The organism is Campylobacter sp. RM19073 (assembly GCF_024723495.1).
GTDB lineage: Bacteria > Campylobacterota > Campylobacteria > Campylobacterales > Campylobacteraceae > Campylobacter > Campylobacter porcelli.
In genome coordinates this window covers 1-427 of record NZ_JANQCT010000073.1, presented here as the reverse complement: position 1 = coordinate 427, position 427 = coordinate 1, and the positions used below count along the sequence as shown (strand labels likewise).

1 pseudogene is annotated in these 427 nt (G+C 36.8%); it reads right to left on the bottom strand.

What is annotated here, in order from left to right:
• Positions 1–337, bottom strand: a pseudogene (locus CSUIS19073_RS08300) (hypothetical protein); the annotation flags it as partial.
• Positions 338–427: the final 90 nt, after the last annotated feature.

Here is a 427-nt window from a genome sequence, read left to right as displayed (position 1 = left end):
ATATCCCATCACCTGGGTCGCCATTATACCAGTGATATGGACTTTGCCCCATAAAATACTGATTAAGCCCTAAATCAAGCCAGTTATCATATGAGTATGGTGCTACTGACCCAGACTTTATATCATAAACTCTTGTGTAATATACATTAGCTCTTAAGGTTGGATGATAAAAAATACCACTTCTATTTTTTACCCTACCTTTTCTAATTAGTTGCTTATGTAAAAGCTCCACCATCTTATTTAATGCTTTATTTCTAGCTAGGAGCAAATCCTTTTTTTGCTCTACATATGGCTTTCCAGCTGGTTTCCAACCGCTTAAAAATGTATTTGGGTTCATTAGCTATTTGGCGTGATTTTATCGATTGTAGTTATCATTCTTTCTGATAGGTCTTGTGGGACTGCTACCCCACCACTAGCATAGCCAAAT